This window comes from Janibacter sp. YB324 (assembly GCF_014217915.1).
Lineage (GTDB): Bacteria > Actinomycetota > Actinomycetes > Actinomycetales > Dermatophilaceae > Janibacter > Janibacter indicus.
Map to the genome: position 1 here is coordinate 479,011 of NZ_CP060120.1, position 15,567 is coordinate 494,577.

At 71.6% G+C, this 15,567-nt stretch carries 10 protein-coding genes and 1 pseudogene; 6 read left to right on the forward strand and 5 right to left on the reverse strand.

What is annotated here, in order from left to right; translation table 11 throughout:
• The 4 genes from nuoL to H7A72_RS02400 are packed head-to-tail and all read left to right on the forward strand — an operon-like array spanning position 1 to position 6,111.
• Complete coding sequence (gene nuoL / locus H7A72_RS02385) at positions 1-1,884, forward strand: NADH-quinone oxidoreductase subunit L (protein ID WP_185221511.1); 1,884 nt, start codon at positions 1-3, stop codon at positions 1,882-1,884.
• A complete protein-coding gene (locus H7A72_RS02390; RefSeq protein ID WP_185221512.1) occupies positions 1,884-3,539 on the forward strand; it encodes an NADH-quinone oxidoreductase subunit M in 1,656 nt (551 codons plus the stop codon). Before nuoL ends, H7A72_RS02390 begins: the two co-directional genes overlap by 1 nt.
• On the forward strand, positions 3,539-5,104 hold the full coding sequence (gene nuoN / locus H7A72_RS02395) for an NADH-quinone oxidoreductase subunit NuoN (protein WP_185221513.1): 1,566 nt from the start codon (positions 3,539-3,541) through the stop codon (positions 5,102-5,104). The genes H7A72_RS02390 and nuoN overlap by 1 nt, the downstream gene beginning before the upstream one ends.
• A gap of 2 nt (positions 5,105-5,106) precedes the next feature.
• Positions 5,107-6,111 carry a polyprenyl synthetase family protein gene (locus H7A72_RS02400; protein WP_185221514.1) on the forward strand — a complete coding sequence of 335 codons (1,005 nt, stop codon included), beginning with the start codon at positions 5,107-5,109 and terminating at the stop codon, positions 6,109-6,111.
• Between the two features lie 28 nt (positions 6,112-6,139).
• Here H7A72_RS02400 and rarD read toward each other — a convergent pair whose 3' ends face one another.
• The 3 genes and pseudogenes from rarD to H7A72_RS02415 all read right to left on the reverse strand — a co-directional run bounded on the left by rarD (position 6,140) and on the right by H7A72_RS02415 (position 10,032).
• Complete coding sequence (rarD, locus tag H7A72_RS02405) at positions 6,140-7,078, reverse strand: EamA family transporter RarD (protein WP_185221515.1); 939 nt, start codon at positions 7,076-7,078, stop codon at positions 6,140-6,142.
• A gap of 41 nt (positions 7,079-7,119) precedes the next feature.
• Positions 7,120-7,644, reverse strand: coding sequence for a class F sortase (locus tag H7A72_RS02410; RefSeq protein ID WP_185221516.1), 525 nt, complete (start codon positions 7,642-7,644; stop codon positions 7,120-7,122).
• 250 nt (positions 7,645-7,894) lie between these two features.
• Positions 7,895-10,032, reverse strand: a pseudogene (locus tag H7A72_RS02415) (PhoX family phosphatase).
• Between the two features lie 54 nt (positions 10,033-10,086).
• On the opposite strand from H7A72_RS02415, the gene H7A72_RS02420 reads away from it, so the two are divergent.
• Entirely contained in the window at positions 10,087-11,244 is a 1,158-nt protein-coding gene (locus tag H7A72_RS02420; RefSeq protein ID WP_223277743.1) for an alanine racemase, read from the forward strand.
• A complete protein-coding gene (locus H7A72_RS02425) occupies positions 11,241-12,551 on the forward strand; it encodes a D-arabinono-1,4-lactone oxidase (RefSeq protein ID WP_185221518.1) in 1,311 nt (436 codons plus the stop codon). The genes H7A72_RS02420 and H7A72_RS02425 overlap by 4 nt, the downstream gene beginning before the upstream one ends.
• A 25-nt stretch (positions 12,552-12,576) precedes the next feature.
• On the opposite strand, the gene H7A72_RS02430 is transcribed toward H7A72_RS02425, so the two are convergent.
• Positions 12,577-13,677 carry a 2-oxoacid:ferredoxin oxidoreductase subunit beta gene (locus H7A72_RS02430; RefSeq protein ID WP_084449957.1) on the reverse strand — a complete coding sequence of 367 codons (1,101 nt, stop codon included), beginning with the start codon at positions 13,675-13,677 and terminating at the stop codon, positions 12,577-12,579.
• The gene (locus H7A72_RS02435) at positions 13,674-15,551 is read right to left on the reverse strand and encodes a 2-oxoacid:acceptor oxidoreductase subunit alpha (protein ID WP_185221519.1); all 1,878 of its coding nucleotides are present in this window, start codon (positions 15,549-15,551) and stop codon (positions 13,674-13,676) included. Before H7A72_RS02435 ends, H7A72_RS02430 begins: the two co-directional genes overlap by 4 nt.
• Between the last annotated feature and the right edge of the window lie 16 nt (positions 15,552-15,567).

A 15,567-nucleotide genomic window follows, 5' to 3' on the forward strand; every position in this document is an offset into this window, starting at 1 on the left:
GTGATCACCGAATATGCCTGGCTCCTCGTCGCCCTGCCGCTCCTCGGCGCGACCCTGCTCCTGCTCGGCGGACGCCTCACCGACTCCTTCGGCCCGCTGCTCGCGACCCTCCTGTCGTGGGGCAGCTTTCTCGTCGGCGCGGCGGTCTTCGTCTCGATGCTCGGCGCCGACCCGCACGACCGCGCCCACTCGATCCACCTGTGGGACTGGGTGCCGGCGGGCAACATCGACGTCACCGCCGGGCTGCTCGTCGACCCGCTGTCGATGGCCTTCGTCCTGCTCATCACCTTCGTCGGCTCGCTGATCCACGTCTACTCGCTCGGCTACATGGAGCACGACCCCGACAAGCGGCGCTTCTTCGCCTACCTCAACCTCTTCGTGGCGTCGATGCTGCTGCTCGTCCTCGCCGACTCCTACCTGCTGCTCTTCGTCGGCTGGGAGGGTGTGGGCCTGGCGTCGTGGCTGCTCATCGGCTTCTGGAACCACAACCCCGCCTACGCGACCGCGGCCAACAAGGCCTTCATCGCCAACCGCATCGGTGACGTCGGCCTGATCCTCGCGATGTCGATCATGCTCGCGACCTTCGGCACGGTGGACTTCGCTGCGGTCGACGCCGCAGTCGGCGGTGCCGGAGAGGGGACCCTCACGGCGATCGGCCTGCTGCTCCTGCTCGGCGCGTGCGGCAAGTCCGCGCAGTTCCCGCTGCAGTCCTGGCTCGGTGACGCCATGGCCGGCCCGACCCCCGTCTCGGCGCTCATCCACGCCGCGACCATGGTCACCGCCGGCGTCTACCTCGTCGTGCGCAGCCACCACATCTTCGACGCCGCACCCGACGCCCAGCTCGCGGTCGTCGTCGTCGGCGCGATCACCCTCGTCTACGGGGCGATCGTCGGCTGCGCCAAGGACGACATGAAGAAGGCGCTCGCCGCCTCGACGATGAGCCAGATCGGCTACATGATGCTCGCCGCGGGCCTGGGCCCGGTCGGCTACGCCTTCGCGATCTTCCACCTCGTGACGCACGGCTTCTTCAAGGCCGGGATGTTCCTCGGGGCCGGCTCGGTCATGCACGGCATGGGCGACCAGGTCGACATGCGCCGCTTCGGCGGGCTGTCGACGGTCATGAAGATCACCTGGGTGACCTTCGGCCTCGGCTGGCTGGCGATCCTCGGGGTTCCCCCCTTCGCCGGCTTCTGGAGCAAGGACAAGATCATCGAGGCCGCCTTCGTCGGCGAGGGCTGGCGCCCGTGGGTCTTCGGCCTGACCGCGCTCCTCGGTGCCGGCATCACCGCCTTCTACATGTCGCGGCTGTTCTTCATGACCTTCCACGGCAAGAAGCGCTGGACCGATGATGTCCACCCGCACGAGTCGCCGCTCACGATGACGATCCCGATGATGGTCCTGGCCGTGGGCTCGGCCCTGCTGGGTCTCGTCCTCGCGACGGTCGCCCCGATCACGACCTGGCTCGAGCCGGTCCTCGGCCACGTCGAGCACCACGAGCCGGTCCTGCCGATCCCGGTCCTCATGGGCGCCACCCTCGTCGTCGTCGCCGTCGGCGCCGTGTGGGCCTGGCTGGTCTACGGCCGCGGCGAGGTCCCGCAGGTCGCGCCGGAGGGCAGCGCGCTCACCCGCGCCGCCCGCGCCGACCTCTACCAGGACGAGCTCAACGCGACCCTGCTCCAGTGGCCCGGCATCTCGCTCACCCGCGGCCTGGTCTCCGCCGACGTCGAGGGCGTCGACGGGGCCGGTGTCGGCGGCCTGAGCCGGTCGATCGAGAGCATCTCCTCCTGGCTGCGCACGGCTCAGAACGGCTACGCGCGCTCCTACGCCCTGACGATGCTCACCGGCGTCGTCGCCTTCCTCGCAGCCCTGTGGGTGATCAACTGATGGACAACCTGCCCTGGCTCACCCTGCTCATGGCCGTGCCGGCCGTCGGCGCGCTCGTGGTGGCCGTCCTCCCTTCGCGCAGTGCGCTGCTCGCCCGGCCCATCGCCCTCGGCGTCGCCCTGCTGACCCTGGTGATCGGCATCGCCGCGACGGCGACGAGCTTCACCCGGGGCAGCAGCGAGCAGTTCCAGATGGTCGAGCGCCACGAGTGGATCCCGCAGCTGGGCGTCAGCTACGCCCTCGGGGTCGACGGCATCTCGCTCGCCCTGATCCTCATGGCCCTCGTCCTCGTGCCCGTGTGCATCCTCGCCGCGTGGGACGACGTCCCCGAGGGCGGCACCTGGCACAAGGGCTACTTCGCGCTGTTGCTGTCGCTGCTGCCGTTCATGGTCGGCGTCTTCGCGGCGATCGACGTCTTCCTCTTCTACGTCTTCTTCGAGGCGATGCTCATCCCGGTCTACTTCCTCATCGGGATGTACGGCGGCGCCCGCCGCCAGGCCGCGGCGATGAAGTTCCTCCTCTTCTCCCTCGCGGGCGGGCTGATCATGCTCGTCGGCGTCATCGCCCTCTACCTGCAGGGCCCCGGTGGCGACGACGGCTTCCTCGTCGAGCGGCTCACCGGGCTGGAGATCGGCGGCGCCACCGAGCGCTGGATCTTCATCGCCTTCTTCATCGCCTTCGCCGTCAAGGCGCCGATGTGGCCGGTCCACACCTGGCTGCCCGACGCGGCCGCCGCCTCCCGTCCGGCCGTCGCGACCCTGCTCGTCGGCGTGCTCGACAAGGTCGGCACCTACGGGATGATCCGCTTCTGCCTCCAGCTCTTCCCCGAGGCGAGCCAGTGGGCGACGCCGGTCGTCGTCACCCTCGCGGTCTTCTCGATCCTCTACGGCGCGATCCTCGCGATCGGCGAGCGGGACATCATGCGCCTCATCGCCTTCACCTCGGTGAGCCACTTCGGCTTCATCGTCCTGGGCATCTTCGCCTTCACCTCGGTCGCCCAGTCGGGCGCCAACTTCTACATGGTCAACCACGGCTTCGCGACCGCCGGCCTCTTCCTCGTCGCGGGCATGCTCATCGCCCGCCGCGGCAGCCAGCGGATCGACGACTACGGCGGCTGGCAGCGAGCCACCCCGTGGCTCGCCGGGGCCTTCCTCGTCGCCGGCCTCGCGACCCTGTCGCTGCCGGGCCTGTCGACCTTCGTCTCGGAGTTCCTCGTCATCGCCGGGTCCTGGTCGACGCAGCCGGTGGCCACCGCCTTCGCCGTGTGGGGCGTCGTCCTCGCCGCGATCTACGTGCTGCTCATGTACAAGCGGATCTTCACCGGGCCGCCCCCGGTCGTCGACCCCGAGGGCGCCGGCACGGACCGGGGCGAAGGGGAGGCCCCCGCGGCTGCCGAGCTGCCCTACGTGCGTGCCGACCTCGACGAGGGCGTCACGCCGGCTCGCCTGACGGCACCGCTGCGGGACCTCGGCTGGCGCGAGAAGGCCGTCGTGGCCCCGGTGGTCGTCGCCCTCGTCGTGCTCGGCTTCTTCCCGGGACCCGTCCTCGACACCCTCGACCCCGCGGTCGAGCGGACCCTGCAGATCGTCGGCGTCAGCGACCCGGCCCCGTCCGTCCCCGCCGACGCCGGTTCGACCTCCGGGAGTGACCACTGATGACCCTGACCGTCCCCGCGGCCTTCGAGGCCGTCGAGATCAGCTACTGGGCCCTCTCGCCGATGATCGTGCTCCTCGTCGGCGGCTTCGTCGGCGTGCTCGTCGAGGCCTTCGCGCCGCGGCCCGCCCGACACGTCACCCAGGTCGTCGTCTCGGTCGCGACCCTCGTGCTCTCCTTCGCCGCGCTGGTCTTCATGACCGGCGACGAGACCGGGGTCAGCGTGGGCGGCACCGTCGCCGTCGACGAGCCGACCCGCTTCATGCAGGGTGCCCTGCTCCTCCTCGGGCTGCTCGGCCTCTTCGTCATGGCCGACCGCCTCGGCGGCGAGACCGCTGATGCCTTCACCCCGATGGGTGCCGCGAGCCCGGGCTCCAACCTCGAGGCGCAGGCCGCCCGCAAGGGCTGGTCGACGACCGAGGTCTTCCCGCTCGCGCTCTTCGCGCTCGCCGGCATGCTGCTCTTCCCGGCGTCCAACGACCTGCTGACGATGTTCGTCGCGCTCGAGCTGCTGTCGCTGCCGCTCTACCTCATGTCCGGGCTGGCCCGGCGTCGGCGCCTGCTCTCGCAGGAGGCGGCGCTGAAGTACTTCCTCCTCGGGGCCTTCTCGTCCGGCTTCTTCCTCTTCGGCGCAGCGCTGCTCTACGGCTACGCCGGGTCGATCGGCCTGGCCGAGATCGCGGCGGCCGCGACCACCTCGACCGGTGACCTCGAGGGGCTGCTCCTGCCGGGTGTCGTCATGGTGCTCGTGGGCCTGCTCTTCAAGGTGGGCGCCGCCCCCTTCCACTCCTGGACCCCCGACGTCTACCAGGGCGCCCCGACCCCGGTGACCGGCTTCATGGCCGCGTGCACCAAGGCCGCCGCCTTCGGTGCGCTGCTGCGCCTGGTCTACGTGGGTCTCGAGACCACCCGCTGGGAGTGGCGGATGGGTGTCATCGTCATTGCGGCCCTGACGATGGTCGTCGGCGCGGTGCTCTCGGTGACCCAGACCGACATCAAGCGGCTGCTCGCCTACAGCTCGATCGCCCACGCCGGCTTCATCCTCGTCGCGCTCATCGCCTTCGACCGCAGCGGCATCGAGGGAGTGCTCTTCTACGTCGTCGCCTACGGCATCACGACGATCGCCGCCTTCGCCGTCGTCAACCTCGTGCGCGAGCGCGGTGCCGAGGCCACCCACCTGTCCCAGTGGGCGGGGCTCGGGCGCACGCACCCCTACCTGGCGGGCGCCTTCGCGCTCTTCATGCTCGGCTTCGCCGGCATTCCGCTGACCTCGGGCTTCACCGCCAAGGTCGCCGCCTTCATGCCGGCCATCGAGCACGGCGGTCTCGCGGGGGTCGTCCTCGTGGTCATCGGCGTGCTCATGTCGGCCATCACCGCCTTCGTCTACGTGCGGCTGATCGTGCTGATGTTCTTCACCGAACCGGCGGGTGAGGTCACCGTCGCGGCCCCGGCTACGCTGTCCCTCGTCGTCATCGGCATCGGCGTCGTCGCCACCATCGTGCTCGGTGTCTTCCCCGGCCCGCTCCTCGAGCTGGCCGAGCAGTCCAGCGTCTTCATCCCGAGGTGACCATGACCAGCGCAACGCCCCCTGTCCTCTCCCTGCCGGAGGCCAGCGACGCGTTGAGCTCCCGGCTGGCCGAGGGGCTGGAGCGGGTCGAGGCGCTGATCGTCGAGCGCACCCGCAACGAGGACGACTTCATCACCGAGGCCAACCTCCACCTGGCTCGCGCCGGGGGCAAGCGCTTCCGGCCGGTGCTCACGATGCTCGTCGCCGAGCTCGGCGAGGGCATCGACGACCGGGTGGTCGCCGCGGCGGCCGGGGTCGAGCTGACCCACTTGGCCAGCCTCTACCACGACGACGTCATGGACGAGGCCGACCTGCGCCGGGGCGCCCCCAGCGCCAACGCCCGCTACGACAACTCGACGGCGATCCTCGTCGGCGACCTGCTCTTCGGCACCGCGTCCGACATCATCGCCGACCTCGGGGCCGATGCGGTCAAGATCCAGGCGCAGACCTTCATCCGCCTGTGCTCCGGGCAGATCCGCGACGACCGGCCCTGCCCCGAGGGTGCCGACCCGCGCGAGTACTACCTCGGGGTCCTCGCCGACAAGACCGGTGTCCTCGTCGCGACGGCCGCCCGTTACGGCGCCATGTACAGCGGCTGCAGTCCCGAGGTCGTCGAGCTCGTCACCGAGTACGGCGAGCAGCTGGGCATGGCCTTCCAACTGGCCGACGACCTCATCGACATCGCCAGCGAGTCCGGCGAGACGGGCAAGACGCCGGGCACCGACCTGCGCGAGGGCAAGCGCACCCTGCCGGTGCTCAACGCCCTGGCCTCCACCGACCCCGCCGATGCCGAGCTGCAGGAGCTGCTGCGCTCCGAGCTCAAGGAGCCCGAGCGGCTCGAGCGGGCGCTGGAGCTGCTGCGGGTGCACCCGGGCATGGCCGCCGCCCGCGAGGAGACCCTCGAGGTGGGCCGTCGGGCGACCGCCTCCCTCGACGCGCTGCCCGACAGCGACGCCAAGACCGCGCTCATCGCGCTCATGGACGGCGTCATCCACCGCGTCGGCTGACGCGTCCGCTCCCTTCGCCGGCCGCGTCTCAGACCGGCTCGACGGGCTCCAGGGACTCGCACTTGTCGTCGGCGGGACGCCGCCGCCTGCGGGCCGAGGCCACCGAGTCGACGGTGAGGAAGGCCAGCGCGACCCAGACGATCGCGAAGCCGACCCAGCGTGCCGGCTCGAGGTGCTCGCTGAGCACCGTGACGCTCACGACGAGCTGGAGCACCGGCGTGATGAACTGGATCAGCCCGATCGTCACGAGGGGGATCCGGCGGGCCGCCTCGGCGAAGAGGAGCAGCGGGACGGCGGTGATCGCGCCCGCGGCGACGAGCAGCAGCGGGTGCCACGGGGCGTCGACCGTGAAGGTCGAGTCGCCCGCGGCGGTGAGCCACCACAGCAGGCCGAGCGCCGCCGGCATGAGGAAGACGGTCTCGGCCGAGAGGGAGTGCAGGGCGGGCAGGCTGGCGCCCAGGCGCTTCTTGGTCAGCCCGTAGCCGCCGAAGGACAGGGCCAGGACGAGGGAGATCCAGGGCAGCCCGCCGCCCGCGAGAGTGAGGTAGAGCGCTGCGACGGCACCGACGCCGACGGCGATCCACTGGAGCACCCGCAGCCGCTCGCCCAGCACGAGCACGCCGAGGGCCACGGTGACGATGGGGTTGAGGAAGTAGCCGAGCGCGGCCTCGCTCGTGCGCCCGGTCCCGACGGCGTAGACGTAGACGAACCAGTTGATCCCGATGAGGTAGGCGGCGATGCCCACGCCGAGCGCCAGCCGGCCGCGCAGCCGACGGGCGAGCGCGACGAGCTCGTGGCGCAGCAGCAGCACGACGACGCACAGCACGAAGGTCCACACGATCCGGTGGGCGAGGATCTCCACGGCCCCGGAGGGGCGCAGCGCGTGGAAGTAGAGCGGGAAGAGGCCCCAGATGCCGTAGGCGAGCCAGGCGGCGAGGACGCCGCGGCCATCGCGAGAGGGTGTCACCCGGCGAGGCTACTCCCGGGCGCGGATGCCCTCGGCAGCCGTCAGTCGGGCAGCTCGGCGACGGCGACGAAGTTGGCCGTGCGGTGACCGTCCTCGCGGAAGCCCAGCCGGTCGTCACAGGTGATGAGCACGATCCGGCGGGTGTCGTCGTTGCGGCCCCAGACGGACGGGTCGCTCGTCAGCTCCTGCTTGTCGACGATGTCGGTGCTCGTCACCTCGAAGCGCACCTCGGTCCCGCTGGGGTAGCCCAGGACGACACCGTCGCCGACCTCGAGCTGCTCGAGCGCCGCGAAGCGGTCCGGCGCGCCGCCGGAGACGACGTGCCCGGCCAAGACGCTCGTGCCGGTCGCGCCCGGGCGCACCCGCTCGTAGCCGGTGAACCAGATGACCTGACCGGGGCGGGGGTTGACCACGCCACCGCGCAGGCCCTGGGCCTCGAGCGGGGTGCGCAGGCCGACGGCCGGGATGGCCAGGCTGATCGCCTCGGCGCCGTCGTCGACGTCGGCGAGCCCCGCGTCGCGGGCGTCGGCCGGCTGGGTCGGGTCGGGGCTCGCGGTGACGTCCACCGTCGGGTCGGCCGAGGTCGACGTGCTCGACGCGCTCGGTGTCGTGCCCGAGGTGGTCGACGGCGTCTCGACGTGCTCGACCCTGACCCCGACGACTCCTCGTCGGAGCAGGCGGCCACGGCGAGCGCGAGCAGGGTGCCGGCGGCGAGGGCGCTGCGGCGGGGGAGGGCCATGGGCTCACCTTGTCACGGGACGGCGGTGGGCCGCCCGCGAGGATCGCGAACGGCCCACCGGGACGGGATGACCGGGCTCAGTTCTTGCCCTTGCCCTTGCCGTGGCCCTTGCCGTGGCCCCCCTTCGCCTCCGGCCAGATCATGATGACCGAGGGGCGCGGCTGGGTGTTGCCGCGGTAGGGGAAGGTGCTCGTCGGGGCGGCGGTGGTGGCGCCGTCCGACTCGCCCGGGTGCTGCACGGCCGCGAAGACCACCCGGTCGTCCCACTCGATGAGCGGGCCGCAGCACTCGGCGTGGGCCGGCACCGAGAGGAACTGCTGCAGGTGGCCCTTGTGCTTGCCCTCGAGCGGCATGAGGTACATGCCGTCGCAGTGGCCGAGAGCGCGTTGCCGTCGGTGGCGACCCAGAGGTTGCCATCGCCGTCGAAGGCGACGTTGTCGGGGCAGGAGATCGGGCTGACCTGCGACGTGTCGTAGCCGTTGAAGTAGGTCTGCGGGTCATTCGGGTCGCCGCAGACGAGCACGAGCTTCCAGGTGAAGGTCGTGCGGGTGTGGTCGCCACGGTCCTCGGTGATCTCGAGGACCTGGCCGTGCTTGTTGTTGGCCCGGGGGTTGGCCTCGTCGACCTGCGCGGGGGTGCGGGCGGAGTTGTTGGTCAGGGCGGCGTAGACGCGGCCGTTGACCGGGTTGACCTCGACGTCCTCGGGGCGGTCCATCTTCGTCGGGCCGACCTTGTCGGCGGCGACCCGCACGAAGGTGAGCACCTCCTCGACGCTCATGCCGTCGACCTCGGACTCGCCGTCGACGACGAGCGGCAGCCACTGGCCGGTGCCGTCGTGCTCGCCGTCGGCGGAGCCGTCGCCGACGAACTTCGCGACGTAGAGGTCGCCCTCGTGCAGGAGCGTGAGGTTGTGGGCGCGGTCGTTCTTGCGGTACTTCGCCTTCGACACGAACTTGTACATGTAGTCGAAGCGCTCGTCGTCACCCATGTAGGCGACGACGCGGCCGTCCCGCGCGATGACGACGTTGGCGCCCTCGTGCTTCATCCGCCCGAGGGCGGTGAGCTTGCGGGGGGTGCTCGTCGGGTCGCTCGGGTCGACCTCGATGATCCAGCCGTGGCGGTGCGCCTCGTTGGGCTCCTGGGTCAGGTCGAAGCGCTGGTCGAGGCGGTCCCAGTTGTGCTGGCTCTTGCTGCCACCGGCGAGGCCGTAGCGCTTGGCGGCCTGCCCGACCAGGTCGTCGGTCGGGGCGGCCGGCTGGGTGAAGTAGCCGTTGAAGTTCTCCTCGCCGGACAGGATCGTGCCCCACGGGGTGGTGCCGCCGGCGCAGTTGCCGAAGGTGCCGAGCGGGGTCGTGCCGGCCGGGTCGGCGGAGGTCTTGACGAGGTCGTGGCCGCGGACCGGACCGACGAGCTCGAAGGGGGTCTCGGCCGTGATCCGCCGGTTGAGCGGGGCGCCCTTGGTGTAGACCCACTTGCTGTGGGGGTTCTTGCGCGACATCTCCACGACGGTCATGCCGTGGGCGTTCATCGTGATCTGGACCTGGTCGTCGGTCATCGCGGCCGAGGTCGTGTAGTCGTGGAACATCAGGGCGTTGTTGGTGTACTCGTTGTTGACGACGAGCACGGCGTTGTTCTGACCCCGGGTGCGCACGACACCGACGTAGTCGCAGTTGTAGCCCATCTGGCCGGCCTGCGCGGCGGCGCTCTGGCGGTCGAAGTCGAAGGCGGGGGCACCGGCGAGGACCGGGTCGCCCCAGGCGATGATCGGGGCCCACTGGAAGCCCTCGGGGACGACGACCTCGTCGGTGCCGGCGGGCACGGGGTCGATGGGCGTGAAGCCGAAGGGGGCCTTCTTGCCCGGGCCGGCGGCCGCGGCGGGCGTGGCCGCGCCCGTGGCGACCGTCGTCAGGCCGGCGAGGGCCGCAGCGGCGCCGCCGGCCTTGAGCACCGAGCGACGGGACGAGGCCACCACGTCACCGAAGTACTCGTTGTCCGAGGTGTTGGGGACCGGCTTGCTGCACGCGTCGTTGCACTTCCAGATGCAGGTGGCCGCGGAGCGGCCGCCGTCACGGTGGCCGGCGGCCAGGGGCAGCAGGGTGCGGTCGTTTCGAGGGGGCGTCATCGATTTCCTCCGAGGATCCCGCCGAGGGCGGGTGACATGACAGGGACCCCAGCAACCTAGGGAGGCCCGGGTCACGTCGGGCGGCCTCGACATGACCGGCAGGTGACGCGCAGTCGAACGGTCGCTCCCGTGGGTAATGTGGGTCAGGTGACCAACTTTGCGACCTGGGACCGTGCGACGAAGGGGAGGTCCGCCCCCTTCGCCGTGGTCGACCTCGATGCCTACGACGCCAATGCCGCCGACCTCGTGCGACGGGCCGGTGGCCGCCCGATCCGGGTGGCGAGCAAGTCGATCCGGGTGCGCCACCTGCTCGAGCGGGCCCTGGCGACGCCCGGCTTCGCCGGGGTCATGGCCTACTCCCTGCCCGAGGCGCTGTGGCTCGCCGGCCACGGTGTCAACGACCTCTTCGTCGCCTACCCGACGACCGATCGTGAGGCGCTGCAGGCGCTCGCCGCCGACGAGCGGGCCCTGGAGCAGGTGAGCATCGCCGTCGACTCGCGCGAGCAGGTCGACGCGCTGCGCCGGTGGCTGCCGCACGGCGCGCCGGTGCGGGTCGTCGTCGACGTCGACGCCTCCCTGCGGGTCGGGCCGGCGCACCTCGGGGTGCGTCGCAGCCCCCTTCGCTCGCCGCGGGTCGCCGCCACTGTGGCGCGCGCCGCGCAGGGGGCGGGCCTGCGCGTGATCGGCCTGATGTTCTACGACGCCCAGATCGCCGGGCTGCCCGACAGCTCCGCGGCGGTGCGTCTCGTCAAGCGGCGCAGCGATGCCTCGCTGCGCCGCCGGCGCGGTGCCGTGCGGGAGGCGGTCGAGGCGGTCGCCGGACCGCTGACGATCGTCAACGGCGGCGGCACCGGCTCGCTCGAGGTGACCGGCACCGACCCCGCGCTCACCGAGCTCGCCGCCGGGTCAGGCCTCGTCGGGCCGACGCTCTTCGACGGCTACGACGCCTTCAGGCCGCAGCCCGCGGTCGGCTTCGCGCTGCCCGTCGTCCGCCGGCCGGCGCGCGACGTCGTCACCTGCTTCTCCGGGGGCTACATCGCGTCCGGGCCCGCGGGGGACTCCCGGGTGCCGACGCCGGTGCACCCCGCCGGGCTCTCGCTCGTCGGGACCGAGGGCGCCGGTGAGGTGCAGACTCCTTTGCGCGGCAAGGCTGCTCGCGACCTGGCGATCGGTGACCGGGTGTGGTGGCGGCATGCCAAGGCGGGCGAGCTCGCCGAGCGCTTCGATGACTACGTCGTCATCAGCGGGGGAGAGGTCGTCGACGTCGTGCCGACCTACCGCGGCGAAGGGCGGTGCTTCGGATGAGGTCCCGTCGCCGTGACACGTGGTCCAACTGGGCCGGCAACGTCACCGACAGCGCCGAGGCGCTGGCCCCGCGCACCCCCGAGGAGGTGGCCGAGGCGGTCCGCTCCGCGGCGGGCGAAGGGCGGCGCATCCGCCCCGTCGGCAGCGGCCACTCCTTCACGGCCGTCGCGCAGGCCGACGACCTGCGCCTGGACCTGCACCACCTGTCGGGCATCGTCTCGGCCGACCGGCACACCGGGCGGGTCCGGGTGCTGGCTGGGACCCCCCTTCGCGTCCTCAACCAGGCCCTCGACTGGCTCGGCCTGGCCATGCCCAACCTCGGTGACATCGACGCCCAGACGCTCGCCGGTGCGACGTCGACCGGCACCCACGGGACCGGCGCCGGGCTGCCCGGCCTGGCCGCAGGCGTCGTCGGGCTGAGGCTCGTCACGCCCGACGGGCAGGAGCGGTGGGTCGACGAGAGCGATCCGGAGCTCTTCGGGGCGGCGCGGGTCGGGCTCGGCGCGCTCGGCGTCGTCACCGAGATCGAGCTCGCCTGCCTGCCGGCCTACCGGCTGCGCGCCGTGGAGTCGCCCGACGAGCTCGACGGGGTGCTGCCGCGCATCCAGGAGCTCTTCGACGCCCACCGGCACTTCGAGATGTACTGGTTCCCCGGCACGCGACGGGTGCAGACCAAGGCCAACGACCTCGTGCCCGATGAGGTCGACGAGCCGCTGCCCGAGTGGCGTCGCCGGCTCGACGACGAGCTGCTGTCCAACACCGTCTTCGGCGCGGTCAACCGCGTGCTGGCCCACGTGCCGCGGGCGGTGCTGCCCTTCAACGCCGTGGCCGCCCGGGCGCTGTCGCAGCGTTCCTACACCGCGGTCTCGCACGAGGTCTTCGTGACGCCGCGGACCGTGCGCTTCGTCGAGTCGGAGTACGCCGTGCCGCGCGAGGCGGTCGCCGACGTGCTCACCGACCTGCACGCGTGGGTGGAGCGGCGACGCGAGCCGATCAGCTTCCCCGTCGAGGTGCGCGTCGCCGCGTCCGACGACATCTGGCTCTCGACCGGCCACGAGCGCGCCAACGCCTATGTCGCGGTGCACCAGCACGTGCGGGGCGCCGACCCGACGGCCTACTTCGGAGCCTTCGAGGAGATCGTCGCGGCGCACGCCGGCCGCCCGCACTGGGGCAAGCTGCACACCCTCGACGCCGAGCGGCTGTCGGCCCTGTACCCGCGGCACGGCGACTTCGTCGCCCTGCGCGACCGGCTGGACCCCGGCCGGGTCCTGGCCAACGACTACCTGGACCGGGTCCTCGGCCCCTGATCTGCAGTGCCGTAGGGCAATGCGGTCACTCGACGGTCCAGGTGTCCTTGCCGTGGAGCAGGTCCTGCAGGTCGTCGTCGGTGGCCGGGCCGCCGGCGAGGTCGACCGCGGACTCGACCTGCGCGCGGGTCTGGTCGTCGTAGGTCGGGCGGTCGACGGCGCGGAAGATGCCCATCGGCACGTGCGTCATCGACTCGGAGTCGAGCCGGCTGATCGAGAAGGCCTGGCTCGGGTCGGAGAGGGTGACGTCGTGGACGACGACGTGGTCGGCCAGTCCCTGCTCGGAGACCTCGGCCTCCGGCACGAAGCGGACGGACCCCCCTTCGCCACGGACCAGCAGCTCGCGCTCGCCCTCGTCGCCGATGGCGACCGGCTCGCCGTCACGCAGGTGCACCAGACGTGCCTTCTGCTGCTCGACGTCCTTGATCAGCTCGAAGGCGCCGTCGTTGAAGATCGGGCAGTTCTGGTAGATCTCGACGATCGACGTGCCGCGGTGTGCCGCAGCCGCCTTGAGCACCTCGGTGAGGTGCTTGCGGTCGGAGTCCATGGTCCGCGCGACGAAGGTGCCCTCGGCACCGAGCGCCAGCGAGACGGGGTTGAAGGGGGCGTCGACCGAGCCCATGGGGGAGGACTTGGTCACCAGGCCCGGCTGCGAGGTCGGGCTGTACTGGCCCTTGGTCAGGCCGTAGATGCGGTTGTTGAAGAGCAGGATCGTCATGTTGACGTTGCGCCGCATCGCGTGGATGAGGTGGTTGCCGCCGATGGAGAGGGCGTCGCCGTCACCCGTGACGACCCACACCGACAGGTCCGGGCGGCTCGTCGCCAGCCCGGTCGCGATCGCCGGGGCGCGGCCGTGGATCGAGTGCATCCCGTAGGTGTCGAGGTAGTAGGGGAAGCGCGAGGAGCAGCCGATGCCAGAGACGAAGGTGATGTTCTCGCGCCGCAGGCCGAGCTCGGGCAGGAAGCCCTGGACGGCCGCGAGGATCGCGTAGTCACCGCAGCCGGGGCACCAGCGCACCTCCTGGTCGGAGGCGAAGTCCTTGCGGGTCTGCTTCTCGCCCTCGGGGAGGGCCGGGACGCCGGCCGTGCCGGACGCCACCGTGGGGATGCCGAGATCGATGCTCATGCCGTGACCTCCTGGAGGGCAGCGTCGATGACCTCGGCCAGGTCGGCGACCTTGAAGGGCAGACCGCGGACCGAGGTGTGGGACCGGACGTCGACGAGGTACTTCGCGCGCAGCAGCATCGCCAGCTGACCGAGGTTCATCTCGGGCACGATGACGCGCTCGTAGCGCGCGAGGACCTCACCGGTGTTGGCCGGGAAGGGGTTGAGGTGGCGCAGGTGCGCGTGGGCGACGCTCTTGCCGGCGGACCGCAGGCGGCGGACCGCGGCGAGGTTGGGGCCGTAGGTCGAGCCCCAGCCGAGGACGAGGACCCGGGCGTCACCGCTCGGGTCGTCGACCTCGAGGTCACCGATGGAGTCGGCGATCTTGTCCACCTTGGCCTGGCGGGTGCGGACCATGAGGTCGTGGTTGTCGGGGTCGTAGGAGATGTTGCCGGTGACGGCGTCCTTCTCGATCCCGCCGATGCGGTGCTCGAGGCCGGGGGTGCCGGGCACCGCCCACGGCCGGGCGAGGGTCTCCTCGTCGCGGACGTAGGGGTGGAAGGTCGGGTTGCCCTTGGCGTCCGTCGCGTTGGGCTCGGTGGCCAGCTCGACGGGGAAGGCCGGCAGGTCGGCGACCTGCGGGACCTGCCACGGCTCGGAGCCGTTGGCCAGGTAGCCGTCGGAGAGCAGGAAGACCGGCGTGCGGTAGACCGTCGCGATGCGCACGGCCTCGAGAGCCGCGTCGAAGCAGTCGGCCGAGGTCTGCGGCGCGATGATCGGCACCGGCGACTCGCCGTTGCGGCCGAACATCGCCTGCAGCAGGTCGGACTGCTCGGTCTTGGTCGGCAGACCGGTCGAGGGCCCGCCGCGCTGCACGTCGACGATGACGAGCGGCAGCTCGAGGCTCACCGCGAGGCCGATCGTCTCCGACTTGAGGGCGACGCCCGGCCCGGAGGTCGTCGTCACGCCGACCGCACCGCCGAAGGAGGCGCCGAGCGCGACGCCGATGCCGGCGATCTCGTCCTCGGCCTGCACCGTCGTCACGCCGTGGCGCTTGTAGCCGGAGAGGGCGTGCAGGATGTCGCTCGCCGGCGTGATCGGGTAGGAGCCGAGCACGAGCGGGCGGCCCGCACGGTGGGCGCCGGCGACGAGGCCGAGCGAGAGCGCGGAGTTGCCGGTGATGTTGCGGTAGGTGCCGGGCGGGGTCGGTGCCGGCGCCACGGTGAAGGGGACGGCGAAGTCCTCGGTCGTCTCGCCGTAGTTCCACCCGGCGCGCAGCGCGGCGAGGTTGGCGGCGAGGATGTCGGGCTTGGCGCCGAACTTCGAGGTGAGGAAGTCCTCGGTGGCGGTGATCGGCCGCGAGTACATCCACGACAGCAGGCCGAGGGCGAACATGTTCTTCGCCCGCTCCTTCTCCTTGCGGGTCAGGGAGTCGAACTCGGCGAGGGCCTCGACGGTGATCGAGGTGAGCGGCAGGGCGTGCACGTGCCAGGACTCGAGCGTGTCGTCGTCGAGGGGGCTGGTCGCCCAGCCGACCTTCTTGAGGTTGCGGGTGCTGAACTCGTCGGTGTTGACGATGATCGTCGCGCCGCGCGGGACGTCGGCGAGGTTGGCCTTGAGGGCCGCGGGGTTCATCGCGACGAGGACGTCGGGGGCATCGCCGGGGGTGAGGATGTCCCAGCTGGCGAAGTGCAGCTGGAAGGAGCTCACGCCCGGGATCGTCCCCTGGGGGGCGCGGATCTCGGCGGGGAAGTTGGGCAGGGTCGACAGGTCGTTGCCCAGCGCCGCGCTGTCGGCCGTGAACCGGTCGCCGGTCAGCTGCATGCCGTCGCCGGAGTCGCCGGCGAAGCGGATGATGACGCGGTCCTTGGCCTGGGTCGTCGCAGTACTGCTCATGATGGGTGGTCGTGCC